This window comes from Eggerthella guodeyinii (assembly GCF_009834925.2).
In the GTDB taxonomy this organism is placed as follows: Bacteria; Actinomycetota; Coriobacteriia; order Coriobacteriales; family Eggerthellaceae; genus Eggerthella; species Eggerthella guodeyinii.
The window spans coordinates 1,363,802-1,386,979 of the sequence record NZ_CP063310.1 but is presented as its reverse complement, the minus strand read 5'-3'; the positions used below and the strand labels follow the sequence as shown (position 1 = coordinate 1,386,979).

The 23,178-nt window shown below is 67.0% G+C and carries 21 protein-coding genes; 6 read left to right on the top strand and 15 right to left on the bottom strand.

Annotated features, from left to right (window positions below; translation table 11 throughout):
- Window positions 1–2: 2 nt before the first annotated feature.
- On the bottom strand, window positions 3–281 hold the full coding sequence (locus GS424_RS05585; RefSeq protein ID WP_114526936.1) for a DUF6110 family protein: 279 nt from the start codon (window positions 279–281) through the stop codon (window positions 3–5).
- Window positions 282–616: 335 nt separating this feature from the next.
- On the opposite strand from GS424_RS05585, the gene yihA reads away from it, so the two are divergent.
- Window positions 617–1,198 (top strand): ribosome biogenesis GTP-binding protein YihA/YsxC, encoded by a 582-nt coding sequence (gene yihA / locus GS424_RS05580; protein WP_035586065.1) that lies wholly within the window; start codon window positions 617–619, stop codon window positions 1,196–1,198.
- Window positions 1,199–1,269: 71 nt separating this feature from the next.
- Here yihA and GS424_RS05575 read toward each other — a convergent pair whose 3' ends face one another.
- The 3 genes from GS424_RS05575 to GS424_RS17910 all read right to left on the bottom strand — a co-directional run bounded on the left by GS424_RS05575 (window position 1,270) and on the right by GS424_RS17910 (window position 4,753).
- Window positions 1,270–2,397: a coiled-coil domain-containing protein gene (locus GS424_RS05575; RefSeq protein ID WP_160943058.1), complete on the bottom strand. Its 1,128-nt coding sequence runs from the start codon at window positions 2,395–2,397 to the stop codon at window positions 1,270–1,272.
- Between the two features lie 147 nt (window positions 2,398–2,544).
- Entirely contained in the window at window positions 2,545–3,021 is a 477-nt protein-coding gene (rnhA, locus tag GS424_RS05570; RefSeq protein WP_154334181.1) for a ribonuclease HI, read from the bottom strand.
- A gap of 70 nt (window positions 3,022–3,091) precedes the next feature.
- The gene (locus tag GS424_RS17910; RefSeq protein ID WP_244977683.1) at window positions 3,092–4,753 is read right to left on the bottom strand and encodes a helix-turn-helix transcriptional regulator; all 1,662 of its coding nucleotides are present in this window, start codon (window positions 4,751–4,753) and stop codon (window positions 3,092–3,094) included.
- A gap of 265 nt (window positions 4,754–5,018) precedes the next feature.
- Here GS424_RS17910 and GS424_RS05560 point away from each other — a divergent pair, with 265 nt between their 5' ends.
- From GS424_RS05560 to GS424_RS05550, 3 genes are all read left to right on the top strand, one after another.
- The gene (locus GS424_RS05560; protein WP_160943059.1) at window positions 5,019–6,617 is read left to right on the top strand and encodes a molybdopterin-dependent oxidoreductase; all 1,599 of its coding nucleotides are present in this window, start codon (window positions 5,019–5,021) and stop codon (window positions 6,615–6,617) included.
- Window positions 6,618–6,632: 15 nt separating this feature from the next.
- Window positions 6,633–7,136 carry a hypothetical protein gene (locus GS424_RS05555; RefSeq protein ID WP_160943060.1) on the top strand — a complete coding sequence of 168 codons (504 nt, stop codon included), beginning with the start codon at window positions 6,633–6,635 and terminating at the stop codon, window positions 7,134–7,136.
- Between the two features lie 86 nt (window positions 7,137–7,222).
- Complete coding sequence (locus tag GS424_RS05550) at window positions 7,223–7,825, top strand: molybdopterin-binding protein (protein ID WP_160943061.1); 603 nt, start codon at window positions 7,223–7,225, stop codon at window positions 7,823–7,825.
- Here the strand turns inward: GS424_RS05550 and GS424_RS05545 are convergent.
- The gene (locus GS424_RS05545; protein WP_160943062.1) at window positions 7,812–9,320 is read right to left on the bottom strand and encodes a helix-turn-helix transcriptional regulator; all 1,509 of its coding nucleotides are present in this window, start codon (window positions 9,318–9,320) and stop codon (window positions 7,812–7,814) included. The genes GS424_RS05550 and GS424_RS05545 overlap by 14 nt on opposite strands.
- A gap of 346 nt (window positions 9,321–9,666) precedes the next feature.
- Here GS424_RS05545 and GS424_RS05540 point away from each other — a divergent pair, with 346 nt between their 5' ends.
- Both GS424_RS05540 and GS424_RS05535 read left to right on the top strand, forming a co-directional pair.
- Window positions 9,667–11,466, top strand: a complete 1,800-nt coding sequence (locus GS424_RS05540; protein WP_160943063.1) for a molybdopterin-dependent oxidoreductase — start codon at window positions 9,667–9,669, stop codon at window positions 11,464–11,466.
- Between the two features lie 9 nt (window positions 11,467–11,475).
- Entirely contained in the window at window positions 11,476–12,555 is a 1,080-nt protein-coding gene (locus GS424_RS05535) for a molybdopterin-dependent oxidoreductase (protein WP_160943064.1), read from the top strand.
- Between the two features lie 625 nt (window positions 12,556–13,180).
- On the opposite strand, the gene GS424_RS05530 is transcribed toward GS424_RS05535, so the two are convergent.
- From GS424_RS05530 to hisB, 10 genes are all read right to left on the bottom strand, one after another.
- The gene (locus GS424_RS05530) at window positions 13,181–13,699 is read right to left on the bottom strand and encodes a methyltransferase family protein (protein ID WP_160943065.1); all 519 of its coding nucleotides are present in this window, start codon (window positions 13,697–13,699) and stop codon (window positions 13,181–13,183) included.
- Between the two features lie 116 nt (window positions 13,700–13,815).
- The gene (locus GS424_RS05525) at window positions 13,816–15,843 is read right to left on the bottom strand and encodes a methionine--tRNA ligase (RefSeq protein WP_160943066.1); all 2,028 of its coding nucleotides are present in this window, start codon (window positions 15,841–15,843) and stop codon (window positions 13,816–13,818) included.
- Window positions 15,824–16,879 carry a signal peptide peptidase SppA gene (gene sppA / locus GS424_RS05520; protein WP_160943067.1) on the bottom strand — a complete coding sequence of 352 codons (1,056 nt, stop codon included), beginning with the start codon at window positions 16,877–16,879 and terminating at the stop codon, window positions 15,824–15,826. The genes GS424_RS05525 and sppA overlap by 20 nt, the downstream gene beginning before the upstream one ends.
- 142 nt (window positions 16,880–17,021) lie before the next feature.
- Window positions 17,022–18,680 (bottom strand): transcription termination factor Rho, encoded by a 1,659-nt coding sequence (gene rho, locus GS424_RS05515; RefSeq protein ID WP_160943068.1) that lies wholly within the window; start codon window positions 18,678–18,680, stop codon window positions 17,022–17,024.
- Window positions 18,677–19,339 carry a fructose-6-phosphate aldolase gene (gene fsa / locus GS424_RS05510; RefSeq protein WP_160943069.1) on the bottom strand — a complete coding sequence of 221 codons (663 nt, stop codon included), beginning with the start codon at window positions 19,337–19,339 and terminating at the stop codon, window positions 18,677–18,679. The genes rho and fsa overlap by 4 nt, the downstream gene beginning before the upstream one ends.
- A 254-nt stretch (window positions 19,340–19,593) precedes the next feature.
- Window positions 19,594–19,911 carry a phosphoribosyl-AMP cyclohydrolase gene (gene hisI, locus GS424_RS05505; protein ID WP_160943070.1) on the bottom strand — a complete coding sequence of 106 codons (318 nt, stop codon included), beginning with the start codon at window positions 19,909–19,911 and terminating at the stop codon, window positions 19,594–19,596.
- Window positions 19,912–20,208: 297 nt separating this feature from the next.
- Window positions 20,209–20,973 (bottom strand): imidazole glycerol phosphate synthase subunit HisF, encoded by a 765-nt coding sequence (gene hisF / locus GS424_RS05500; protein ID WP_160943071.1) that lies wholly within the window; start codon window positions 20,971–20,973, stop codon window positions 20,209–20,211.
- Complete coding sequence (gene hisA / locus GS424_RS05495; RefSeq protein WP_160943072.1) at window positions 20,967–21,755, bottom strand: 1-(5-phosphoribosyl)-5-[(5-phosphoribosylamino)methylideneamino]imidazole-4-carboxamide isomerase; 789 nt, start codon at window positions 21,753–21,755, stop codon at window positions 20,967–20,969. Before hisA ends, hisF begins: the two co-directional genes overlap by 7 nt.
- Before the next feature lie 5 nt (window positions 21,756–21,760).
- The gene (gene hisH, locus GS424_RS05490; RefSeq protein WP_160943073.1) at window positions 21,761–22,429 is read right to left on the bottom strand and encodes an imidazole glycerol phosphate synthase subunit HisH; all 669 of its coding nucleotides are present in this window, start codon (window positions 22,427–22,429) and stop codon (window positions 21,761–21,763) included.
- On the bottom strand, window positions 22,429–23,022 hold the full coding sequence (hisB, locus tag GS424_RS05485) for an imidazoleglycerol-phosphate dehydratase HisB (RefSeq protein ID WP_160943074.1): 594 nt from the start codon (window positions 23,020–23,022) through the stop codon (window positions 22,429–22,431). Before hisB ends, hisH begins: the two co-directional genes overlap by 1 nt.
- Window positions 23,023–23,178 lie beyond the last annotated feature (156 nt).

The window sequence follows — 23,178 nt, the reverse complement described above, 5'->3', positions numbered from 1 at the left end:
CTCTACTTCGCAGGCTGTTCGTCGGCCTCGACGGCGGGCTCGGCAGGGCGCTCCCCGTCTTTGCCGGCGACGCTGATGTAGGTGGCCTCGGCCACGATGTCGTCGACCTCGGCCTTCGCCTGCTCCACGATGTTCTCGTACGTCGCCTTCGCGCGCAGCCCCTGCGCGACGCCCTGCACGTAGCATTTCTTGGCGGTGTTGCTGGTCAGCGCCTTCACGCCCACCGTGCCCAGCAGAAAGCCCGCGCCCACCAGCAGCCCGCTCTTCTTCTTGAATCCCATCGCTTCGCCTCTCTCTCGTTGGTTCCCCATCCGCGCGCTTCGATTTGAAGTTGCACGAATCTAACTTATCAAGGATAATGCGGTTGTCGGATAAAGTCAATCATGGTTAACTAGTATCGTCGACATCGAAGCGAAGGAGGTCGGACATGAAGCAGCATCGATTCTGGGCATGGGCGAGCCTCGCCTGCATGGCGCTGGCGCTGTACACGGGACGCAAGCGCGTCTGACGCATCCCGTGGGGAATGCGAGGGGGTTGCCGGGTTCCGCCCGCATCCCCGGCGCGGTTCGGGTACCATGAGCAGCATGACGAACAGCACGGCCGCAAGGAGCGTCCCATGAACATCAACAACGTGGTATTCGAGCGATCATTCGGCGTATCGTCTCAGCTCACGCCTTCGACCATGCCCGAGATCGCGTTTGCGGGACGCTCGAACGTGGGCAAGTCGTCGCTGCTGAACAAGCTGTTCAACCGCAAAGGGCTGGCGAAGGTGTCGCAGACGCCGGGCAAGACGGCCACCATCAACTTCTTCTCCTGCGACGGCGTGCGCTTCGTCGACCTGCCGGGCTACGGCTACGCGAAGGTGTCGAAGTCGGACAAGAGCCGCTGGTCGGAGCTCATCGAGGGCTACTTCAACCAGGATCGCGACCTCGCGCTCGTGGTGTCGCTCGTGGACATCCGCCACGAGGCGTCCGACCTCGACGTGAACATGATCGGCTTTTTGCAGGAGGCCGAGCTGCCGTTCGCCGTGGTGCTGACGAAGGCCGACAAGCTCAGCCGCCAGCAGCAGATGAAGCAGAAGGCCGCCCTGAAGAAGCAGCTGAAGCTGGGAGCCGACGTGCCGCTCGTGGTGTGCTCGTCGGAGAAGGGCACCGGCATCGACGAGCTGCGCTCGCTCATCAAGAACAGCGCGCGGTAAACGCCGCGCCCCACGCGCCCAAAAAGAAGACGGCCCCGCGGGGCCGTCTTCTTTTTGGGCGAACGATGGGGTTACGGGCGGACGAAAATCATCCCGGACTGTACCGGGCCTTGCACGACGCCAACACCGTACGTGGCCGCATGAATCATTTGACCGCCTCCAATGTAGATGCCGCAATGGCCGGAATTGACCGCCACGTCGCCTGGCTGAGGGTTCGTAACGGGGGTCCAACTCATGAACGTCAGCGTGCTGCCCATGCGGGAGTAACTGCCGCTCAGGCAGAACGACACGAAACCGGAGCAGTCGTACGAAGTAGGACCGGCGCCGTAGCTGGGATCGTCGTAGCCATACGCCTTGCCGATCTGGCTGTAGGCACGATCGACGACGGTGCTCGCGATGGGCTCATTGTAGTCGGGAGCCGGCGTCGGGTTGGGCGTGGGGGACGGGCTCGGAGACGGCGTGTCGCCACCGCCGTTGTTGTTGCCGGCATTGCCGGCATTCTCGGCCTGCTTCACGGCTTCGTCCACCACCGACTGCGCCTGGGCTTCCTCGGCGGCGGTCTGCGCGGCGCGCTCCTGCTCCAGCAGCTCGGCGGCCTCGGCGCTCAAGCCGTCGTAGGTGGCCTGCATGGCGGACATCGTCGAGGCCGCTTCCTGCTTGGAGCGCAAGGCCTCGTCGGCCTTCTCGGTGGCGACGCGCTGCTGCTCGGCGTAGGTGGCTTCCTGCTCCTGCACCTCGGCGCGCAGGTCCTTCGTCTGCTGCACGAGGTCGGCGTCGTTCTCGTTCAGGGTGTTGAGCATGTCCCAGCCCGTCGAGAACTCCTGGAACGTGGTGGCGCCCAGCAGCAAATCGAGGAACGAGCTGCCGCCCGTGCGGTACATGCTGCGCGCGCGGGAGCCCAGGCGATCCTGCAAATCGGCGATCTGGCCGTTGGCCTCGTCGATGCGCGCCTGCGCCTCGTCGCGCTTGGCTTCGGCGTCCTGCTGCGCGGCCAGCGCCTCGTCGTAGACGACGGCGGCCTGGTCGAGCGTGCTCTGCATGCTGTTGAGCGACGCGAGCGCGGCCTGGGCTTCCGCCTGCTTCTCGCCGGCCGTCGGATCGGCGTACGCCATCGAGGGGATCATGAGGGATGCCGCAAGGGCCGCAGCCACCACTCCCGCGAACACGCCCTTGCGGGCGCGCGTTGCTTGCTGTTGCATGTGGGAACCTCCACCTGCGCTTAGATGCTTGTATACACTGCGAGCCAGTGTACCAGATCGTGCGGTTCGCCTATGAAACAGGTTGGAAATCAAACAGGAACATCATACGAACCGCAGGTGGACAGCACGGTCGCTTCCACCCCTCAACTAGCCGTTGAACCCTTCGTCGCGAATACGCCCCGCCCCGTCGGCCGCGGTCGTGGCCAGCTCGTCGCAGCGCTCGTTCTCAGGATGGCCCGCATGCCCCTTCACCCACACGAACGTCACGTCGTGGGGCTTCTTGGCGGCCAGCAGACGCTTCCACAGATCGTCGTTCTTCACGGGCTGCTTCTGCGCGTTCTTCCACCCGCGCTTGAGCCAGCCGTCCACCCAGTGCTGGTTGAACGCGTTCACCACGTACTGTGAGTCGGAGTACAGCGTGATGGAGCACGGGCGCTTGAGCACCTCGAGGCCCGCCACCACGGCCATGAGCTCCATGCGGTTGTTCGTGGTGTGCTCGTAGCCCTGCGACAGCTCCTTCTCGTGGACGACGCCCTTCGAATCGGTGAAGCGCAGCACCGTGCCGTAGCCTCCCGGCCCCGGGTTCCCCCGTGCCGCACCGTCGGTGTATATGTCTACGTGCATGAGAAGCGCCTTTCGCGTCCGCCGAACAAAACCGGGAGGGTATCATACCACGAGCCCCCTCCCCCGCGCGTCAGCTCCAGATGAGGTCCATCATCTCCTGGCGGTCGTGGACGCCCATCTTGGCGTAGATGTGGGAGACGTGGGTCTTGACGGTGCTGCCCGACAGCACGAGCTCGTCCTGTATGAAGGCGCGCGTGCGGCCCTGGGCCAGCAGCACGAACACCTCGGTCTCGCGTGGCGACAGGGCGTAGCGCCCCGCCAGCTCGAGGCACGTGTCGGACACCGTGTCGGCCAACGGCTGCGCCGCGTCGGGCCGGCGCGCGGGCGCGGGTGCGGCAACGCCCGCGGGCGCGCCTGCGGGCGTCGAAGCCGGCAAGGGCCGCACCGTCGCGGGCGCGGCCTCGGTGGGCGCGGCAACAGGCGCGAGCACGGCCTCCGCAGGCGCGGGCGCGGGCCCGTCCTCCGCAACAACCGCCCCGGCCGACGCCGAAGCCTCCCGTCCGTCCGGGCGGCGCTTGCCGCCCAGCCACGTGGCGTACATCGCCCCGATCACGATCACGTAGGTGGCCAGCAGCACGTAGATGTTGCTGATGATCTCCGACGAGCTGAGCAGGAGCAGCCACGCGATGGAGGCGCCGGCGAACACCGCTTCGGATATGCCGATAACGCGGTACGACGGCATGTCGAGCGCATCGAGCGCCGTGACGATGACCGTCCAGAACAGCAGGTGCGCGCACAGCTCGTCGATCTGGATGACGTCGGTGAGGAACGGCAGCGAATCGCTGTCGGGACTGGCCTGCAACGCGACCACGAACAGGCCGGCCAGGATGAGCAGCATCGCCGGCTGGAAGCGCATGGTCAGCGTGAAGTCGGCCATCTTGATGAGCGTGCCGTAGGCGAACGCCACGATGACGAGCGCCGAGACGACGAAGCCGGCGAACCACGCAGGCGACACGCCGCCGTTGGCCGCGTCCCCCCACAGGCCCAGGTAGGTGACCGAGCGGATGACGGCGAGCAGGATGGCCGACACCGCCAGGAGGATGTACAGGTTGCGCTTGAACGCCTTGGACGCAGGCGCCGCCTTGCGCGGCTTCGCCGGAATGCCGTACACCGTGCGTCCCGCCGGCGCCTCCCCTTCCCCCGCATCGTCGTCGCGCCGCGCTTCCCTCCGAGCCGTCGCGCACGCCGCCTCAAACACAAGCGCCGAGACGACCGGCAGCGTGATGGCCACGAGCACCTGCCACTCGGGGCTGATGAGCAAGCTGAACGCGGGGACGATGGGCAGCTTGATGATGATGCCGGCCGCGACGGACCACACCACGCACACGAATCCCTGCGTGCGGGCGAGCAGCAGGATGTAGCGCGCCAGAAACCAGAAGAAGCCGATGCCCACCATGAACAAACCGCTCACGGCCAGCGCCGCGGAGTCGAAGAACGTCTGATGGTACGCGAGCCCGAAGCACGCGGTGCCGAACGCGGACAGCAGCGGCAGCACGTAGCGCAGCGCGTTGTCGGCGCGCTTGAGGGCGCGCGGGAACGCGATGAACGCGAGCGCGAGCAGCAGGATGCCCACCAGGTAGAACATGCGGGGGTTGACGAGCGCGCCGATGCCCTCCGTCGAGGAGGTGAACCCGAGCGTGTGGCTCGTGAGCATGCACCAGGCAAGCGTCAAGCCGAAGCCGACAGCCGCAAGCGCCGCGGACGTATGGACGTGCAAACCCCGGATGGTCATCAAGCGTTCCCCTTTCGCCGCTGCCATTATGGCACATCGTGCTCCGCGACGCATCGGCCATGCTTCAACCATCGTTGTAATCGCAGGTCAAATGATATTTCACATCCAAAACATCGTCCAAAACGGCCGATGCGGAGGCCGTTGGAGACGCGGTGGAAAATCGGACGTACGGGTGATGGCGGGCTGCCGACGAGGGGCGTAGGATCGAACGATCATCCGGCATGCACCGCCCGGATCGACCTCAAGGACGAGAGAAAGGGGAACTATGACAGTCGAAAAGCGACGGGGAGCAGCGCGAGGAGGTACGCCGTGCAAGCTCGCCATCACGCTCGCCTGCTGCGTCGCGGCGACGGCCGCGCTGGGCCTGTGCGCGTGCCAGCCTCAGGCGGCGCCCGAGCCGGCGGCGGCCGACCAGCCCGCGGACAGCGTCACGAAATCCTACGACCTCCAGGCCGGGCGCGACACGTTCGACGACCCTGCGAAGCTCGAGGACTACGTGGCCAACCGAACGAAGCGCGACGAGGACTCGAAGGAGCTGTACAAGGCGACGGTCACCACGCTCGAGGACGGCACGCAGGTGCAGCCCGTGCCCAACGACGCGCGCGGCTACAACATGGGCATCATCAAGGCCGAGGAACGCGGCTGCACGTCGTGCCACTCGCTCGAGAACGCGATCGAGTGGTGCCCCATCTCGCACAACGGCCTGAACAGCTACGGCGACGACCCCATCAACGTCACCACGTGCATCGCCTGCCATGACGGCCAGCAGAAGCCGCTGTTCGGACGCTCGGGCCTCGAGATGGGCAACGTCATCCACAACTCCCATCTCAACAGCGACAACTTCACCGACAAGAACGGCAACTGCCTGTCGTGCCACTACATCGACCCCGTCTCCGGCGACATGCCCCTGTGGGACGAGGTCAAGTACGACCAGATGCAGGGCTTCACCGCCGTGGCCGACGTGAACGGCGCGTTCTCGTTCGACCAGAACGTGCTCACGGACAACGACCTGGCGTTCTACCAGCTTTCCGCCTCCACCGACCCGAACGGCATCGCGCTGCATTCCAGCAGCGACGACTCGGTGCTCCAGGAGCGCGTCGTGGCCGTGGGCGGCCTCGTCGACACGCCGCTCGACCTCAAGCTCGTCGACATTCCCGAAGACCAGCTTGAAACCCGCATCATGAAGATGAACTGCTCGGCCAACGGCGTGGGCGACGCGTTCATCGCCAACGCCGAGATCACCGGCATCCCGTTCGAGACCATCTGCGAGCAGGCCGGGGTGCAGGGCGGTGCCGTGACGCTCGTGTGCGAGGAGGGCAAGTCCACGTTCAAGGTGGATTGGCTCATCGAGAAGAAGGCCATCCTCGCCTTCAAGATGAACGGCGAGAACCTCCCGAGCGAGCTGGGCTACCCCTGCACGATGTTCACCGAGGGCACCGGCGCCTCGTCGAGCCGCCGCTACATCACCGAGCTGCAGTTCTCCGACGAAGCAGAAGTGAAGAAGTGGAAGAACGACGTGCCCGGCACGCTCGTTCCGGGCGAGGACGACACGTACTTCAACAAGCCGGTGGGCGCGTTCCTCAACGTCCGGGACGGCCAGATCTTCTCCGGCACCTCGTCGGTCACGTTCGAGGGCTACGCCGACGGCTTCAACGAGCAGGTCACCGAGGTTTCCTTCTCGCTCGATCAGGGCAAGACCTGGCAGACGTGCGACACCTCCTCGTCCACGATCGACCGCTGGATCTACTGGACCTATCGCATCGACGGCCTCGAGCCCGGCAGCTACGACCTGCGCATGCGCATCGTCACCGAAACCGGCCGCGTGATCCCGCAAGACGTCGACACCGTGTTCCACATCCAGTAGCGAGGGAGACCCATCATGACCCGAATGAACGCGAAAACCCTGACGGCCCTCGTGGGCGCCGTGGCGCTGACCACGTCGGCTGCGGCCGGCGTCGCACCGGCGCTGGCGGACGGAGCGGCGCAGGCCCCCTTGGCAGGCGACGCGCAGCTCTCCGGCGCCGCCGCTCCCGGCGGCATCGTGAAAGCGGCGAACGTGCAGGGAACCTTCACCTTCGATCAGACGGTGCTCTCCAGCACCGCCGACATCTCGAACGTGTTCTCGAAGGCGGCGGCCGTGCTGTGCACAAGCATGCCGGAATACGGCGAGGCGCGCGGCGAAGAGCCCATCAACGTGGGAGGCGACGTCGGTCAGGCGTACAGCGCCACGCTGTCCGAGCTCGCCGACGAAGAGGGCACCGACGCCTACGACATGGCGTGCTCGTGCGCGTCCAACGTGCCCGGCGGCGGCGGCGCGATAGCGAACGCCGAAGTGGAGGGCGTCGCGCTGGCGTCCATCGCCGACAAGGCCCAAGCCCGGTAGCGCCGTCGCGCTTCCAGGCGCGCAGCCGAGCCCGCGCCGTCGGGCGCGGCTGCGCGCGCAGGCCGTCGTCTCCCAAGGAGGATCCCATGCGCTGCAACACCGTAACGTTCACCGCCGCAGACGGGCATCGCGCGTCGTTGCCCCTCCAACCGCTCATCGACCGCGGCGCCGTCGTGGCGTCCCGCGTCAACGGCGAGGACATCTTCGACGTCATGCGCGCGCGAAACCAGCTGTGGGTGCCCGGGCTGCCCGCCAAGCTCTTCGTCCGCGACATCGTGGACATACGATTCACCGAGGAGGCCGCGCCGCCCGCCATCCCGGCGTTCGAGGACGACGGCCACGATTTCACGAACAGGCCCAACGTGGCGGTGAAGGCGCCGTACGCGGCGCGCGTCGGCGAGCCGCTGGCCCTCGAGGGCTGGGCGAGCGACTTCGACAAGGCCATCGCAGCCGTGGAGCTCTCCTTCGACGAAGGGGAAACCTGGAGCATCTGCCTCACCGAGGGCGCCACGCCCGAGCGCTGGGTGTGGTGGCGTTTCGAGTTCGCACCGCGCGCACCGGGCCGCCACAAGGTGCTCGTCCGCGCCGTCAACGAGGACGGCGCGAAGTCGCCCGTGCCGGCCGCCCACCTGTTCGAGGTGGCGCCGCGAGCGCCCCTCGCCCCTCCCCCGCGCGTCAGCTCCAGATGAGGTCCATCATCTCCTGGCGGTCGTGGACGCCCATCTTGGCGTAGATGTGGGAGACGTGGGTCTTGACGGTGCTGCCCGACAGCACCAGCTCGTCCTGGATGAAGGCGCGCGTGCGGCCCTGGGCCAGCAGCACGAACACCTCGGTCTCGCGCGGCGACAGGGCGTAGCGCCCCGCCAGCTCGAGGCACGTGTCGGACACCGTCTGCACGAGCGGCGCCGCGTCCTCGCCGGAGGAGGCACCCTTGCGGTTCGGCATGAACCAGACGGCGCACAGCGCGACGGTCACGAAGGCGTACGTGGCCAGCATGACGAGCAGCGTGTCCACGATGGCCGCGCGCCCCAGCAGCAGCACCCAGGCGATGGACGCGCCCGCGTACACGATGCCGGCCGCGCCCATGACGCGGTACGACGGCACGTCGAGCACGTCGAGCGCCGTCACCACCACGGTCCAGAACAAGAGGTGCGCGAACAGCTCGTCGATCTGGATGACCACGGTGAGGAACCCGAGCGACGCGCCCGTGGGGTTCGCCTGGATGGCCACCACGAACAGGCCCACGAGGATGAGCAGCAGCGCGGGCTGGAAGCGGATCGGCAGCGCGGCGTCGGCCAGGAGCGCGAGCGCCGCGTACGCGAACACCACGACGCAGGCCGCCGGGATGACCAAGGCGGTGAGCCACGGCAGGGCCGTGGAGATGCTCGCGTTCGTGTCGCCCCACATGCCGAGGTAGCTGACCGAGCGGATGACCGCCAGCACCACCGCCGCGATGGCCAGCAGCACGAACATGGTGCGGCGCTCGGCAGCCGACGTGTGCTTGCGCGTGCGCGGGACGGCCGGCACGCCGAACACCGTGCGCACGCGCACCTCGTCGATCCCCGCTGCGGCGAGCGGCGCATGCTCGGCCCGCTCCTCTTCGGCGCGGTCCGCGCGGTCGCGCGCCATGGCGCAGGCCGTCTCGAACAGCAGCGCCGTGGCCACCGGCATGATGATGGCGATGACCACCTGCACGGTAGGGCTCGCGAACGCGCCGAGCACGAGCAGGATGGGAAGCTTGACCACCAGCCCGCCCGCGATGCTGCCGACGGCGCACACGTAGCCCTGCGTGCGCGCGAGCAGCAGGATGTAGCGCGCGGCCAGCCAGAAGTAGCCCACGCCCGCCACGAACAGGCCGCCCACGGCCAGCGCGCCGGGATCGAAGAACGTCTGATGGAACGACATGCCGAAGCACGCCGTGCCGAACGCCGAGAGCAGCGGCAGCACGAAGCGCAGCATGCCGTCGGCGTGCTTGAGCGCGCGCGGCGCCGCCGCGAACGCCACCGTGCACACGAGGATGCCCGCAAGGAAGAACAGCCGCGGGTTCACCCATGCGTCCATGCCGGCGGTGGACGACATGAAGCCCAGCGTGTGGCCCATCAACGTGCACCACACCAGATTGAGCCCCAGCCCGCACGAAGCGAGCACGCCCACCGGATTGCTATGCAGACCGCGGTTGCCCATGATCAGAGTTTCCCCACGTTTCCCCCAACGTCCGATCGCCCACGCGGCGACCGTCCCCCATTATCGCACTCCCTTCGCGCACCCGCACCCTCAAATATCGGGAGAGCTTCGCCCGCCAGGCGAATCACCCCGCCTCACACGGGCATCGCCCAAAGTGTCCGATGCGGAAATCGCCGGGCACGGCGCGAATCGGATACTTGGGTGATGGCGCGCACGGCGGCGGGCATCCTACGATGAACCGGTCCGTCGAAGCGCCGTCCGCGAGGGAGCGAGAGGAGGGGCGAAGCCGAGCAAGCGGGAACGGCCGCGTCGGACGACAGGAACCAAGACGAGGAAAGGGGGATGCATGAGGTTCAACAAGAAGGCCATCATCGTGGCAACCTGCGCGGCCTGCACGCTCGGCCTGGCGGTCGGATGCGCGCCGCAGCAGTCGGAGAACGCGAGCACCGCCGCTCCGTCCGGAGACGGCGCCGCCGCCCCGCAGGAGCAGAATCTCACGCCCGAGCAGCAGGCCGTCATCGACGGCGCCGAGGGCACGACGAACGAGGACATCAACGAAGACTACTATCCCGGCAAGGAGTACCTCGACGGGTTGTGGGACCGCTGGGACCAGGTGGCAACCGAGTACGCGCCCGAGGTGAGGACGCTGCCGAACGGCCAGATGGTGCAGCGCACGCCCACCGAGTACGAGGTCGATCCCGACGCCTGGCAGATCCAGGCCGGCTCGAACTCGTACAACACCTACTGGCTCGATGCCGACAACCGCGGCTGCGAATCGTGCCACGCCGACATGAACGCGCTGCTGAAGAACCTGCCCTACGAGCACCCGGTGGCATGGAACGACGAGCTGGACAACAAGACGACGCTGCAGCAGTGCCTGTTCTGCCACTCGTACGCGCCCGGTTACATCTCCAAGCAGTACGAGTTCGGCACGCTCATGCACGGCATCCATTTCGGATCGCGCACGAAGGGCGAGTTCGCCGACCAGTACGACGGCGACTGCATGTCGTGCCACAACGCCACCGAGAACGGCGGCGGCATGGAGCTGTGGGACACCACGAAGTACGATCGCCTGTGGGGCATCAACGACGTTGAGAACGTGCAGGGCACCTTCGCCATCGACCAGGAGAGGACGCAGGATCAGAGCGGCGTGTTCTCGTACGACTGGATGCACGCCTACTACGACAACATGCGTCACGGCGCGGGCGTGAACGGCCTCGACCTCGAGATGCCGCAGAGCCTGTTCGACGAATGGACCATCACGGTGGACGGCAACGTGAACGCCGAGTACACGGCCACGCTGCCCGAGCTCATCAAGGAAGCGGAAGCCGACGGCGCCGTGGTGACGAAGACCTCGAAGATGGTGTGCAACTGGAACCCGGTCGGCGGTGGCGGCGTCACGAACACCGAGATCACCGGCATTCCCGTGAGCTGGCTCGTCGAGAAGGCGGGCGGCTACAAGGACGGCACGACGGGCGTCAAGGCGCTGCGCGCCGACGGCAGCTCCAAGCGCGCCTTCCCCGTGGGCAAGGTCGACTCCGACGAGGCGCTGCTGGTGTACAAGATCGGCGGCGAGTACCTCGACGCGACGCGCGGCTACCCGTGCACGAACTGGGTCGAGGGCGTCGATGCGCAGATCAACTCCAAGCAGGTCGACACCTACCACGTCACCGACGAGGACATCGACTACACCGACAAGTGGGCCGGCAACCCGAACGGGTGGCAGAACGAGGACGACGTTCCCATGAACAAGCCCAACGCCACCATCCTCGGCGTGCCCGACGGCCTGCTCGTGCAGAACGGCCAGCCCTACGAGTTCTCGGGCTACGTGGACGGCTACGACGAGAAGATCGCGAGCGTCGAGTTCTCGATGGATCGCGGCGAGACCTGGACGAAGTACGACCTGGCCGACACCGACCGCAACAAGATGGTGTGGTGGACGTACTCCTACACGCCCGAGCTGGAAGGCGCGTACTGCCTGACCATCCGCGCCACCACCGAGAGCGGCATGGTGAGCTTCGAGACCCAGACCGTGATGTTCAACGCAAAGGACAAGCTGCCCAGCCCCGAGGAGACGACCGTGCTGAAGACCGCGTCGCTCGTCCCCCCGAAGGTCGAAGCGGCAACCGACGAGAAGAGCGAGTAGGAGGACGCCATGGCTTACAACCCCAAGAAGATCGCGGGCGGCGTGGCCGGAGGGGCGCTGCTCATGTTCGGAGCGGCGGGCGCGTTCGGCGCCGCAGCCGGACTGCCGCAGACCGCCGACGCGGACCCGATCGCCACGACGCACACCGTGGGCAACCACGAAGTGACGGCCCAGTGGTTCGACGAAGGCGACGAATCCTTCGTATCCGTGCCCGACGCGCAGGGAACGTTCTCCTTCAACCAGGAGGGCGTCACCCCCAACGACGAGCTGTTCAACGTGTTCGGCGCGGCGCTGACCAGCATGTGCTCGAAGCCCGCCACCGAGTTCGCCGACGTGGAGGGCGGCGTTGCCAACTTCTACGTGAACGTGGGCGGCAACATCAAGAAGAACTTCACCATCGACGTGCGCGACCTGGCCGACGACGCCAGCCAGGAAACGATGATGGCGTGCTCGTGCGCCACCGGCTCCCCCTTCGGCCAGGCGGCCGTCATGGGCGTGCCGCTGTCGGCCGTGGTGGAGATGGCCGACCTCGAGGACGGCGTGAACACCATCACCGCCTACGGCGCGGACGGCTTCGGCCAGCCGCTGCCGCTGCGCTACGCGCTCGAGAAGAACGCGCTGCTGGTGTACCAGGTGAACGGCCAGGAGCTTGAGGCGGCCACCGGGTCGAGCCTGCAGCTGTGGATGCCCGAGACGGTGGCGCGCTACTTCACGCGCGACATCGTGAACATCGAGCTGACGCAGGAGGATGCGGAGCCCGACGTGCAGGTCGTCGACCCGTGCTACCGCAACAAGATCAACATCATGAACTACGCCGACGACTGCGTCTTCAAGGCCGGCGACGAGATCACGTTCGAGGGCGTGGCGGACGATCTGGGAAGCCCCATCGCCGCCATCGAGTTCTCCTTCGACAACGGCCGCACCTGGACGTCGTGCGACACCGACGGCGCCACGGCCGATAAGTGGGTGAACTGGCAGTTCACCACGTCGTTCGAGGAAAAGGGCGACTACCGCATGACCGTGCGCGCGAAGACCGCCGACGGCATGGTGTCCCCGCTCGCGGCGACCCTGCTGTTCGAAGTGGCCTAGAACGCCCCGCGTTCCGCGCCGACCGAAACGCCCGCCCGCATTCCGCAGGCGGGCGTTTTTGGGTCGCCGATACGCACACGTCGTCGCCCACGGTGCCTGCCCAAGTATCTGCCCCCGATGCGGCATCCCGAACGACGGCCCCGAGTAATGCTGCATACATTGGCATAGCGAAAGAATCGCACAGCGGGCACGCAAATCGACTCGAAGTAACCAATTTTTTCGTTTTGCGTGATTGATGACGCAATTTTGACGACACAAGAAAAAGGCGTACTCTCGTAGCAGTCTCTTGACCTGCAGGTTTGCAAAACGGCTTTGAGGCATCCTTCGGTCAGGCTACCGAAATGTGGCCCGGGATCCCTTTTCGGCACGCAAAACGAAAAAATTGACTAGCACTTCGGAATTCTCGTGCCGCGCCCCTCAACTCTTGCTGTCCCGATGCTGGACAGGATCGCTTTGGGGAAATGGGATAAGGTTGGGCAATGGGGGGGGGTTCGCTCACGCCGCAAGACCCTTCGACCACGGCGTTGCGTGCGAGCGCCCAGAATGGCAAGCGAAAACGTTTTTCGCTTGGCAACAGGGAGGATAGGACGACTTCCCTGAACGTCAAAGCGGGATGGGCGTTGTGCTATAGGTACCTTCGCACGCGCTGGCAGTAGGCGCGATATTCATCGCCGAACGTCGCTTCGCACTCGCGCTCCTCAGCCTTGATGATGAAGTGGGCGGCCGCCTGGAACACCAGCACCAGCACGAGCAACGCGAGCGATTGCGTGAGCAGCGCGCATCCGAGGAAGTACAGGAAGTACGCCACGTACATCGGGTTGCGGGAGATGCGGTAGACGCCCGTCTCCAGCAGGCCGCTCGCCGACGGGCGCGCGAACTGCACCGTCGACGCAACGAGCAGGACGACCCCCGCCCCGTACACGACGAGCCCCGCGCCGAACAGGTACGACGGCTCCAGTTCGATGCCGAGGAAGCACGGGTACACGATGAGGGCGACGTTGGAGATCTGGTACACCCCGTAGGCGATCTTCTCCCGACCCACCAGCGGCGCGAAGTGCGCCGCCCGCGCAAGCGCACCCTTGTCGAGGGCGCCCAGCAAGCCGAACCGAATAAGGAACAGCGGGATCATCAGAAGGAACGCCATGGGGCTTCTCCTTTTATCGCACGTGCTTCCCGCGCCGATGCGCGACGCATGAGGCGTGCGATCGGCGCGGAGCACGACGCCCGCATCCCGAAGCTCCTATCGCGCCACGCAAGATGCTACTTGTACTGGCTCGGGTGCTTGGCGAAGAAATCGAAGCGGGGCGGCAGCTCGCGGATGCGGTGGCGCGCCTCGGTGATCTCGCCGGCGCTGCACAGCTCCTCCATGCCCTCGAAGTCGTAGTTCCAGCTGAAGAAGTCGTCGAACTCGAAGCTGAGGTAGTCGCAGATCTTCTCGGCACCGGCCGGCACCACGGGGTGCATGAGCAGCGTGGCCATGCGCAGCAGGAAGAACGAGTCCACGAGCACCTGGCGACGCAGCTCGTCGTCGCCCGTGTTCTCGGCCTCGCGGATGCCGTCCGACCAGCGCTTGTTCGCCCAGCGGATGAACTCGTCCATGATCGACATGATGGTGTGCAGCTCCACGCGATGCATCGTCTCGTCGTAGGCGCGCAGCACCTCGTGCACCTTCGCCACCACGTCCTCGGACACCTCGCCCAAGGGCATATAGCCCTCGAAGTTCTTCTGCGCCTCGTAGAAGCAGCTGCGGGCCAGACGGTTGAACACGTTCGTCAGCAGCGCGCCCTCCTTGAGCACCGGGTCGGCCACGCGCGGGTCCTCGAGCTCCTCGGGGGTGGCGAGGAACGGCTTGGGCTTGAAGCCCACCGACTTCTGATCGAGGCCGAGCGCCAGGAAGTGCGCGCGCAGCTGCTCGACGGTGTAGTGGTCCAGCAGCTCGTCGGCCGTGGGCGGCTTCACCGACCCCGACGACGAGGCTTTCTTGTCGCCGAACAGGATGTGATGGTTCGCCACGAGCGTGGTCTGGCGGATGGGGTGCTCGGTGACCCCGGGTGCGAGGATGTCGCCGGGACGCAGCGCCTCGATGAGCGCCGGCTGCGCCACACCGTAGAAGTACAGGTTGTCCTGGCCGATGAACTGGTACACCTCGGCGTCCTCCGAGCACCAGTAGTCGCGCCAGCTTCCGCGCGGCAGCCCCATCTTGTCGTTGATCGCCATCGTGAACGACATGGGCGCCCACAGGCTCTCGGGCCAGCACCACACCGTGAGGCCCTCGAGCCCCTCGATGACCGGCGCCTTCACGCCCCACTCGATGTTGCCCGTGATGCGGAACGGCACGAGCGCCTTGCCCGTGCGGAAGCGGATGCCCGCCCGCCCCAGCACCTCGCGCGCCGCGTCGCGGTCGTCGATGGTGGCGAACTCGATCTCGAAGCTCTGCTTGCCCTTATCGGCCTCGCGCAGCTCGTGGGCCGGCAGCTCGCCGGCCACGGCCTCGTAGGCCTCGCGCGCGTCGTTCTTGATGTAGACGACGGGCGGGGCGAGGAATTCCTTGATGGTCTGCCCCACGATGGCGCGCACCTCGGGGTCGGCCTCGAGCGCCGCCACGTGGCCGCGCAGGAAGTCGGCGAACACGGGCAGGTCGAAGTACCAGTTCTCCACGGGACGCATCTCGGGCGTGGTGCCGGTCAGCGACGACTTCGGCGCGATGAGGTCCTCGGGCGCGTAGCTGTGCCCGAGGTCGCACTCGTCGGCGTAGGCGTGCTCGGACTTGCAGCCCTGCACGGGGCAGCGCCCCGTCACCTGGCGGCCGTTGAGGAACGTGTCGGCTTCCGTATCGTAGAACTGCAGCGTGGCGCGACGCTGCAAATGCCCGTTCTCGTGCAGCTTCTCGATGAACTTCTCGCTGATCAGCTGGTGCACGTCGCCCGAGTGGCCCATCCCCGACCCCTCGTAGATGGACAGGCTGATGCCGTAGGACTCCAGCGTGCGCTTCTGCGCCTCATGGTTGCGCTCGACGTAGTCGGCGATGGAGCCGTCGAACTCCCCCGCCTCCACGAGCTTGCGGTAGCCCTCGTTGATGGGCGAGCCGAAACAGTCCGTGCCGCTGATGAAGCGCACGTTGGCGGCGCCGATGCGGTCGCGCAGGAAGCGGGCGAAGGCGTCGGCCGGCACGAACACGCCGGCGATGTGGCCGAAGTGCAGCGGCTTGTTGCCGTAGGGCATGCCCGCCGTGACCACGGCGCGCTTGGGCCACGAGATCCGTTCGTTGCTATTGGGCGATGCTGCCATCGTTGTCCAGCTCCTTCAGCGCTCGGGCGATATCGTCGGTGGAGACGTTGCTTTCGGACATGAGATCGAGCAGGCTCGAAAGGCTGCTCGAGGAATCCTGGAGGGTGACCGTGGTGTAATGCGTGGTGTTCGCGAGCTCGGCCGCCTTCGCCACCGCATCGTCCTTCGTGCCGATCTCGTCGGCCAGGCCGTTCTCGACCGCCGTCATGCCGGTGAACGTGAGGCCCGTGGCCAGCGCGCGCACGTCTTCGACGGACATGTCGCGGCCCTCGGCCACGGTCTGGATGAACGTCTCGTTGATCTGGTCGACCTGATCCTGGTAGTAGGCGCGCTCCTCGTCGGTGAGCGGGCGCGTGCCGTAGCTGGAGTCCTTGCTGTCGGCGCTCGTGACGTTGTCCACCGAGATGCCCAGCTTCTCCATGAGGCCCGACAGGTCGGTGATCTGCATGGCCGTGCCGATGGCGCCGATGGCCGTGGTCTTGGCCGTGTAGATGTAGTCGGCCTGCGAGGATATCTCGTAGGCGGCGCTCGCGTTCATGGACGCGCTCGACACCACGACGGGCTTGCCGGAGCGCTCGGAGAACTCGCGCACGTAGTCGGCCATCTCCTCGCCCGCAGTTGCGGTGCCGCCGCCGGAGTTCACGCGCAGCACGATCGCCTTGATGTGGCTGTTCTTCTCGGCACGGTCGAGCTGGGCCTTGAGGCCCTCGGGGCTCGAGGTGGTGCCGTCGTACTGGATGGTGCCGTCGATGTCGATGACGCCCACCGCATCGCCCGTGAGGTAGTCGACGTCGTCGGTTGCGGCGGAGGCGCCGAAGGAGCCGAACGACGAGGACATGACGGACGTGCACGACCACATGCCCAGCGCCAGCAGCGCGAACACGAGCACGACGGCCACGAGGGCCACGATCCACCCACGGCTTTTCTTCGGAGGCTGCTGCACGGCGTAGCCGTACGGAGCGCTCTGCGGGGTCGGTTGCTGCGGCGCGGCTGGCTGCTGCCACACCTGCTGCTGCCAGTTGTTATCTTGAGACATGGTCCCTCCTTGGTTCGTGCATCAGCTCATACTACCGTACGCGTCACGAAACCGCACCCAACGGATGCGGTTCCCTGGTGGTTTCCATTATAAGACCGCGGGCGGCACGCACGTTGACGCCCGGATGACGGATGCCTGAGCCCTAGAACTCGAGCGACCCGTCCGCCTTGGTGTGCTGGGCCTTCTTCGCCGTGCGTACGAGGAACTCCTGGTTCGTCTCGGTCTGCTTGAGCGACTTGATGAGCATGTCCATGGCGCGCTCGGTGCTGTTCGTGTTCGCGAGGATGCGGCGCACGGCCCAGATGAGCGGCGCCTCCTGCGGCTCGAGCAGCAGGTCTTCCTTGCGCGTGCCCGAAGCCACCGGGTCGATGGCCGGGAAGATGCGGCGGTCGGCCAGGTTGCGGTCGAGCTTGAGCTCCATGTTGCCGGTGCCCTTGAACTCCTCGAAAATGACCTCGTCCATCTTCGAGCCCGTGTCCACGAGCGCCGAGGCCAGGATGGTGAGGCTGCCGCCGTGCTCGATGTTGCGCGCGGCGCCCAGGAAGCGCTTGGGCGGGTAGAGCGCCGTGGAATCGACGCCGCCCGACAGGATGCGGCCCGAGGCCGGCTGCGCCAGGTTGTAGGCGCGCGCGAGGCGCGTGAGCGAGTCGAGCAGCACGACGACGTCCTTGCCGCATTCGACGAGGCGCTTCGCGCGCTCGATGACCAGCTCGGACACGGCGATGTGGTTCTCGGTGGGCATATCGAACGTCGAGGAGATGACCTCGCCCTTGATGGAGCGCTCCATGTCGGTGACTTCCTCGGGACGCTCGTCCACGAGCAGGCACATGAGGTGCACTTCGGGATTGTTCGCGCTGATGGCGGCTGCGATGTCCTTGAGGATGGTGGTCTTGCCCGCCTTCGGGGGGCTGACGATGAGCCCGCGCTGGCCCTTGCCGATGGGCGACACGAGGTCGATGACGCGCGCGGTGACGGTGTTCTTGCCGTGCTCCATGGTGAGGCACTCGTCCGGGTAGACCGGGGTGAGGTCGCCGAAGCGGACGCGGCTTCCCAGCTCTTCGACCGGGGTGCCGTTGACGGCCGTCACCTTCTGGATGGCGGCGTACTTCTCGTTCTCGCGCGCCGGGCGCGTCTGGCCGGTCACGAGGTCGCCCTTGCGCAGACCGTTGCGGCGGATGGTGGACAGTCCCACGTAGCAGTCCGTCTCGCTGGGCAGGTAGCCCTGCGTGCGCAGGAAGCCGTAGCCGTCGGCGAGGATGTCGAGGATGCCCGACACCTCGATGAAGCCCTCGGCCTTGACGCTGGCGCCGAACACGGCTTCGACGAGCTCGGCCTTCTTGAGGCCCGTCACGTCGAGGTTGAGCTCGGCGGCCTTCTCGCGCAGCTCGGCCACCTTGAGCTTCGCCAGCTCCTCGCGCGACACGCTGGGCTGGACTTCGCGGTTGCCGCCGCGGTTGTTGTCGTGCTGGCGGCGTTGGCGGCGCTGGTTCTGGTTGTTGTTCTGCCGGTTCTGGCCGCCGCCCTGCTTCTGGCGGTTGTTGTTGCCGCCGCTGTTGTTGTTGGGCTTGCCCGCGTTCGAGGCGTTCTGGCGGCGGTTGTTCGAGCCGGAACCTTGTTGCTGCTGTTGCTGCTGCGTCCCGCCGGCCTTCACCGACTTGCGCGGCGTGCGCGTGGCCGACGAGTTGCGGCCCGGCGTGGCCGCGCCTTCCGCCTTGCTTGCCGATTTGGCGTTCACGCTCGTCGAGCGGCGCTTGGCGGGTGCGGCTGCGGGAGCCGTTGAGGTTGCTTCGTTTTCGCTCATGCCTGCTGAACTTTCTCCCAGTCCTTCATGAACGCATCGAGGCCGCGATCCGTCAACGGATGCTGCACGCACTTCTTGAGCGCGGCGAACGGCACCGTGGCGATGTCGGCGCCCATGAGGGCGGCCTGCGTCACGTGGTTCGCGCTGCGCACCGACGCGGCGATGATTTCCACGTCGTGGCCGAAGTCGTAGTTGTTCACGGCAGCCACCACGTCGGCGAGCTGCGCGATGCCGTCCTCGGCGATGTCGTCGAAGCGGCCGACGAAGGGGCTGATGTAGCGGGCGCCGGCGCGCGCGGCCATGATGGCCTGCGGCACGCTGAAGCACAGCGTCATGTTGACGGGGATGCCCTCCTCGGAGAGCGCCTTGGTGGCGGCGAGGCCTTCCACCATGGTCGGGATCTTCACGACCACGTTGTCGGCGAGCGCGGCCAGCTCGCGGCCGTCGCGGATGATCTCGTCGCGCGTCATGGCGACGCTTTCGGCCGAGACGGGGCCGGCCACGATGTCGCAGATGCGCTTGATGTGGTTATGGAAATCGTCGAGCTTGCCGCCGGTGCGCGCGTACAGCGTCGGGTTCGTGGTGACGCCGGCGAGCACGCCCCAGCTGGCCGCCTCCTCTATTTCGTTGAGATCGGCGGTGTCCAGAAAAAACTTCACCCAGGTCCTCCTTATACAATGACTATTACCGGTGAAACGCGCGCGACCGCGCGCATGGATTCCGTGATGAGATGCAGATGTGTTGGGTGTGTGCTGAGAGATAAAAGAACTGATCATCATGGTACCGCATGTGTTCGGTTCGTTCAAGCGCAAAGCGGTCGGGTTCGTGGAAATGCGATGGAGGAAGGTCTACGAATCGGTGCGGACGGCCGTTTCGCACCGCGGGCAGGCGCCCGCGGACATCGAGCCGCGAACTACGCGATGGTGCGGAAGAAGCAGGTGCGCTCCCCCGTGTGGCAGGCGGGACCCGCCGGATGCACGAGCGCGAGCAGCGTGTCGGCATCGCAGTCGTAGCGCAGCTCGACGAGCTTCTGCACGTTGCCCGACGTGGCACCCTTATGCCACAGCTCCTGGCGGCTGCGGCTCCAGAACACCGTCTCGCCGCATTCGAGCGTCAGCTCGAGCGACTCCTCGTTCATCCACGCCATCATGAGCACCTCGAGGGTGTCCGCATCCTGCACGATGCACGGGACGAGCCCGTCGGCGTTGTAGGTCAGTTCGGGCATGTCCATATAGCTTCTCTCCGCTCTCTAAAATACGTGCAGCCAACCGAAGGCGATCTCGTCGACCCGCGATCGCGTCGACGAGGCTTTTGACGAGGTTTTCCCTAGTTCGTGGCAGAAATCGGGAGTTTTTCGTCGCTGGAGGGGCCGCGCAAGCGCACCACGCGCGCCGTCGAGTGGCGAACGGCATCATTTCGCCTGATCAGCAACTGGCACTTGTTGCCCCGACGCGAGAGGCGCCTCACCATGCGACGAAAAACTCCCGATTTCTGCCACGAACGGGCCTCGTCGCATGCAGGCGGGCGATCACAGCCTCACGGGGATGCCTTGGGCGCGCATGTGCTCCTTCACCTGGCGGACGGTGAGCTCGCCGAAGTGGAAGACGCTGGCGGCCAGCACGGCGTCGGCCTCGCCCTCGATGACGCCCTGGGCGAAGTGCTCGAGCTTCCCCACCCCGCCCGAGGCGATGACCGGGATGTCCACCGCGCGCGCGACGGCCCGGGTGAGCGCGCAGTCGAAGCCGTCGCGGCTGCCGTCGCGGTCCATGCTGGTGAGCAGGATCTCCCCCGCCCCGCGGCGCGCCGCCTCCTGCGCCCAGGCGACCGCGTCGATGCCCGTGGCCGTCCGCCCGCCGTGCACGTACACCTCCCACTTGTTCGGGTTGCCCGCCACCTGCTTCGCGTCGATGGCGCACAGGATGGCCTGCGAGCCGAACGCCGCGGCGGCCTGGGTGATGAGCGACGGCTCCGCCACGGCGGCCGAGTTCACCGACACCTTGTCGGCGCCGGCGGCGATCATCGTGCGGATGTCGGCCACGCTGCGGAAGCCGCCGCCCACGCAGTACGGCAGGTGAAGCTGCTCGCTCGCGCGGCTGGCGAGGTCGACGGTGGTGGCGCGGTCGTCGCTCGTGGCCGTGATGTCGAGGAAGATCACCTCGTCGGCGCGCTCCTCGTCGTAGCGTTGCGCGAGCTCGATGGGGTCGCCCGCGTCGCGCAGGTTCACGAAGTTGACGCCCTTCACCACGCGCCCGTCCTTCACGTCCATGCAGGGGATCACACGTTTCGCTAGCATCGCGCACCGCCGATCCCACAGGGGTCGGCCTGGATGGCGGCGGCTTCGGCGCGGCGCGTGGCCTCGTCGCATGCCCGCACCCCTTCCTCCACCGACAGCGCGCCCTCGTACACGGCGCGCCCCGCGATGACGCCTTCGATGCTGCCGGCCACCTCGCCCAGGCGCACGAGGTCGTCCACGCCGGCCACGCCGCCCGACGCGATCACCGGATGGCCGAACGCCTCCGCCATCGCCGCGTACGCCGCCGCCTCGACGCCGGTCTGCATGCCGTCGCGCGCGATGTCGGTGTACACGAGGTGCCGGAACCCGAGCGCCGACACGTCGCGCGCCAGCTCCTCGGCCGCCACGCCCGCGCCCTCGCGCCAACCGGCCACGGCCACCTCGCCGCCCTTCGCGTCGATGCCCGCGCACAAGAGCCTGCCGTACTGTGCGATGGCGGCCTCGGCGAAGGCGGGGTCGGCCACAAGCGACGTGCCCAGCACCACGCGCGACACGCCTGCGTCGGCCAGGCGCGCGATGGTGTCGAGCGAGCGCACGCCGCCGCCCACCTCCACCTTGAGCAGGGTCTTCTTCAGGATGCGCTCGATGATGGCGATATTCTCGGGAACGCCTGAGCGGGCGCCGTCGAGGTCCACCACGTGCAGCCACGCAGCGCCCTGCTCTTCGAACAGCTGCGCCTGGGCGGCGGGGTCGTCGTGGTACACGGTCACGCGGTCGTAGTCGCCCTTGGCGAGGCGGACGGCCTTGCCGCCCAGGATGTCGATGGCCGGAAGCAGGTACACGGCGTTCACGCCCCTTTCACGATGGACACGAAATTGCGCAGCAGACGCGCGCCGGCGTCCGAGCTTTTCTCGGGATGGAACTGCACACCGAACGCCGCGTCGCCGTAGCGCACGGCGCTGGGGAACGTCACGCTGTGCGTCGTCTCGCCGATGGCGAACGGGCCCGACGGCGCGATGAAGCCGTGCGTGAAGTAGAAGTACTCGCCCGGCTCGACGCCCTCGAACAACGGCGACGGCGCGCCCGCGAACTCCACCGTGTTCCAGCCGACGTGGGGCACCTTGTACGCGCGGCCCTCCGCGTCGGCCTTCGGCATCGCGCCCACCACGCCGGGCAGCACGGCCAGGCCGCGGGCGTTGTGCGTGGAGGCCTCGTCGTCCTCGTCGGGTGCGCCTTCGATGCCCTCCTCGAACAGCAGGTGCATCCCCAGGCAGATGCCGAGGAACGGCACGCCGGCCGCGATGCGCTCGCGGACGACGCCCGTCTGCCCGAGCGCCTGCATCGTGGCGGCCGCGTCGGCGAACGCGCCCACGCCCGGCAGCACGATGGCATCGGCGGCGGCGATGGCGGCGGGATCGCACGCGACGAACGCGTGGCCGCCCGCCGCGTCGATGCCGCGCTCGACGCTCTTCAGGTTGCCCTTGCGGTAGTCGACGATGGCAATGCGCGGGGCCATCACAGGCTGCCCTTCGTGGAAGGCAGGGCGTCGCCGATGCGGGGGTCGCACTCGACGGCCTGGCGCAAAGCGCGCGCGGCGGCCTTGAACGAAGCCTCCACCAGGTGGTGCGCGTTCTCGCCCGTCATGCTGCGCACGTGCAGCGTGATCCCCGAGTTCGCCGCGAAGGCGATGAAGAACTCCTTGGCGAGCGACGCATCGAACGAGCCCAGCATGACGGGAGGCACGTCCACGGCCCAGTGCAGCTGGCCGCGCCCCGAGATGTCCGCGGCCGCCAGCACGAGTGCCTCGTCCATGGGCAGCGCGAGCGACCCGAACCGCGCGATGCCGCGCTTGTCGCCGAGCGCGCGGGCGACGGCCTGGCCCAGCACGATGCCCGTGTCCTCCACGGTGTGGTGCGCGTCCACCTCGATGTCGCCCTTCGCGCGCACGGTCAGGTCGATCAGGCTGTGCCGCCCGAAGGCCGTCAGCATGTGGTCGAAGAACGGCACGCCCGTCTCGACGTCCGTCGCGCCCGTGCCGTCGAGGTTCACGACGATGCGGATGTCCGTCTCGTTCGTCGTGCGCTCGACTTCGGCGGTTCTCTGGTTCATGGCTGGCCTTTCTTTTCCTTATCGCCGGTCCAATAGCATCAGCAAGGGTTTCCGTGGTGCTCGAGATCGTGGGGAGGGCGAGGACGAAGCGTACTTCGGTACGCAAGTCCTCGGCCTCGCCGCGAGATCGGGTGCCACGGGAAGCCGCCCCCTACG

Coding starts and splice junctions, on each gene's coding strand:
- GS424_RS05585 (WP_114526936.1), bottom strand. CDS start 281: ATGGGATTCAAGAAGAAGAGCGGGCTGCTGGTGGGCGCGGGCTTTCTG.
- yihA (WP_035586065.1), top strand. CDS start 617: ATGAACATCAACAACGTGGTATTCGAGCGATCATTCGGCGTATCGTCT.
- GS424_RS05575 (WP_160943058.1), bottom strand. CDS start 2,397: ATGCAACAGCAAGCAACGCGCGCCCGCAAGGGCGTGTTCGCGGGAGTG.
- rnhA (WP_154334181.1), bottom strand. CDS start 3,021: ATGCACGTAGACATATACACCGACGGTGCGGCACGGGGGAACCCGGGG.
- GS424_RS17910 (WP_244977683.1), bottom strand. CDS start 4,753: ATGACCATCCGGGGTTTGCACGTCCATACGTCCGCGGCGCTTGCGGCT.
- GS424_RS05560 (WP_160943059.1), top strand. CDS start 5,019: ATGACAGTCGAAAAGCGACGGGGAGCAGCGCGAGGAGGTACGCCGTGC.
- GS424_RS05555 (WP_160943060.1), top strand. CDS start 6,633: ATGACCCGAATGAACGCGAAAACCCTGACGGCCCTCGTGGGCGCCGTG.
- GS424_RS05550 (WP_160943061.1), top strand. CDS start 7,223: ATGCGCTGCAACACCGTAACGTTCACCGCCGCAGACGGGCATCGCGCG.
- GS424_RS05545 (WP_160943062.1), bottom strand. CDS start 9,320: ATGGGCAACCGCGGTCTGCATAGCAATCCGGTGGGCGTGCTCGCTTCG.
- GS424_RS05540 (WP_160943063.1), top strand. CDS start 9,667: ATGAGGTTCAACAAGAAGGCCATCATCGTGGCAACCTGCGCGGCCTGC.
- GS424_RS05535 (WP_160943064.1), top strand. CDS start 11,476: ATGGCTTACAACCCCAAGAAGATCGCGGGCGGCGTGGCCGGAGGGGCG.
- GS424_RS05530 (WP_160943065.1), bottom strand. CDS start 13,699: ATGGCGTTCCTTCTGATGATCCCGCTGTTCCTTATTCGGTTCGGCTTG.
- GS424_RS05525 (WP_160943066.1), bottom strand. CDS start 15,843: ATGGCAGCATCGCCCAATAGCAACGAACGGATCTCGTGGCCCAAGCGC.
- sppA (WP_160943067.1), bottom strand. CDS start 16,879: ATGTCTCAAGATAACAACTGGCAGCAGCAGGTGTGGCAGCAGCCAGCC.
- rho (WP_160943068.1), bottom strand. CDS start 18,680: ATGAGCGAAAACGAAGCAACCTCAACGGCTCCCGCAGCCGCACCCGCC.
- hisI (WP_160943070.1), bottom strand. CDS start 19,911: ATGGACATGCCCGAACTGACCTACAACGCCGACGGGCTCGTCCCGTGC.
- hisF (WP_160943071.1), bottom strand. CDS start 20,973: ATGCTAGCGAAACGTGTGATCCCCTGCATGGACGTGAAGGACGGGCGC.
- hisH (WP_160943073.1), bottom strand. CDS start 22,429: ATGGCCCCGCGCATTGCCATCGTCGACTACCGCAAGGGCAACCTGAAG.
- hisB (WP_160943074.1), bottom strand. CDS start 23,022: ATGAACCAGAGAACCGCCGAAGTCGAGCGCACGACGAACGAGACGGAC.